The organism is Armatimonadota bacterium, from assembly GCA_037138755.1.
Taxonomy (GTDB): Bacteria; Armatimonadota; Fimbriimonadia; order Fimbriimonadales; family Fimbriimonadaceae; genus Fimbriimonas.
The window spans coordinates 1-1,421 of sequence record JBAXHT010000018.1 but is presented as its reverse complement, the minus strand read 5'-3'; the positions used below and the strand labels follow the sequence as shown (position 1 = coordinate 1,421).

At 52.5% G+C, this 1,421-nt stretch carries 4 protein-coding genes; all 4 read left to right on the top strand.

All coding sequences use genetic code 11. The annotated features are described in order from the left end of the window. Window positions 1-74 precede the first annotated feature (74 nt). The 4 genes from WCK51_16035 to WCK51_16020 all read left to right on the top strand — a co-directional run bounded on the left by WCK51_16035 (window position 75) and on the right by WCK51_16020 (window position 1,346). Window positions 75-374: a BrnT family toxin gene (locus tag WCK51_16035; protein ID MEI7578399.1), complete on the top strand. Its 300-nt coding sequence runs from the start codon at window positions 75-77 to the stop codon at window positions 372-374. After that, entirely contained in the window at window positions 328-639 is a 312-nt protein-coding gene (locus WCK51_16030; protein MEI7578398.1) for a BrnA antitoxin family protein, read from the top strand. The genes WCK51_16035 and WCK51_16030 overlap by 47 nt, the downstream gene beginning before the upstream one ends. 142 nt (window positions 640-781) lie before the next feature. Continuing rightward, the gene (locus WCK51_16025) at window positions 782-1,081 is read left to right on the top strand and encodes a BrnT family toxin (protein MEI7578397.1); all 300 of its coding nucleotides are present in this window, start codon (window positions 782-784) and stop codon (window positions 1,079-1,081) included. Further along, complete coding sequence (locus WCK51_16020) at window positions 1,035-1,346, top strand: BrnA antitoxin family protein (GenBank protein ID MEI7578396.1); 312 nt, start codon at window positions 1,035-1,037, stop codon at window positions 1,344-1,346. The genes WCK51_16025 and WCK51_16020 overlap by 47 nt, the downstream gene beginning before the upstream one ends. Window positions 1,347-1,421: the final 75 nt, after the last annotated feature.

The following is a 1,421-nucleotide window of genomic DNA, read 5'->3' as shown; positions in this document are numbered from 1 at the left end:
CAGCGTTAGGCCCACCTGAAGCCTGCTTGTTGAAACGAAGTTGACGGAGGGGGTTTCCGTAGCTACGATAAAGCGTGCGGTACGATTTCGACCCTGGCAAGGACGCGACCAATCTGAGCAAGCATGGCCTCTCCTTGGCGGCCGCAGCTGAGCTCAGTTGGGAAGCAGCACTCGTCTGGCTTGATGATCGGGCTGACTATGGTGAAGTAAGGATGGTTGCTTTGGCTCCAAATGGAGACATACTCTATTTTGTAGCCTTTGTAGATCGCGAGTCGACAAGGAGAATTATTAGCCTACGCAGGGCCAATCGCCGTGAGGTCAATCACTATGTCAAAGCCATTAAAGAAGATCAGCCTGAAGATGCCGACACTTGAGGAAGATCAGTTGATTACAGCGGCGGCGGAATCAGATCCTGATGCCCTTCCGCTTACAGACGAGCAGATGAGCGCGATGGTCCCCATTCGCGTGCTTCGCGGACGTCCAAAGTTGGCAAATAAAAAGCAGCTGGTTTCAATCCGATATAGTCCTGAGGTTATTGACTATTTCAGGGCTTCTGGAGCTGGTTGGCAAGCTCGTATGGATGCTGTGCTGAAGGACTATGTCGAAGCTCACTCCACTGGCGATGCGAGGGGGGCCTAACATCAAGATTCAGAAGACGGGAGCGGAGGTAAGCGCCAATTACAAAGTTTCGGCCCGCCGCTGATCTTGAGCGTTAGGCCCACCTGAAGCCTGCTTGTTGAAACGAAGTTGACGGAGGGGGTTTCCGTAGCTACGATAAAGCGTGCGGTACGATTTCGACCCTGGCAAGGACGCGACCAATCTGAGCAAGCATGGCCTCTCCTTGGCGGCCGCAGCTGAGCTCAGTTGGGAAGCAGCACTCGTCTGGCTTGATGATCGGGCTGACTATGGTGAAGTAAGGATGGTTGCTTTGGCTCCAAATGGAGACATACTCTATTTTGTAGCCTTTGTAGATCGCGAGTCGACAAGGAGAATTATTAGCCTACGCAGGGCCAATCGCCGTGAGGTCAATCACTATGTCAAAGCCATTAAAGAAGATCAGCCTGAAGATGCCGACACTTGAGGAAGATCAGTTGATTACAGCGGCGGCGGAATCAGATCCTGATGCCCTTCCGCTTACAGACGAGCAGATGAGCGCGATGGTCCCCATTCGCGTGCTTCGCGGACGTCCAAAGTTGGCAAATAAAAAGCAGCTGGTTTCAATCCGATATAGTCCTGAGGTTATTGACTATTTCAGGGCTTCTGGAGCTGGTTGGCAAGCTCGTATGGATGCTGTGCTGAAGGACTATGTCGAAGCTCACTCCACTGGCGATGCGAGGGGGGCCTAACATCAAGATTCAGAAGACGGGAGCGGAGGTAAGCGCCAATTACAAAGTTTCGGCCCGCTTCTGATCTTGAGCGTT

What these genes read in the sequence shown, in the direction of transcription:
- WCK51_16030 (MEI7578398.1), top strand. Translation starts at nt 328, where the DNA reads ATGTCAAAGCCATTAAAGAAGATCAGCCTGAAGATGCCGACACTTGAG.
- WCK51_16020 (MEI7578396.1), top strand. Translation starts at nt 1,035, where the DNA reads ATGTCAAAGCCATTAAAGAAGATCAGCCTGAAGATGCCGACACTTGAG.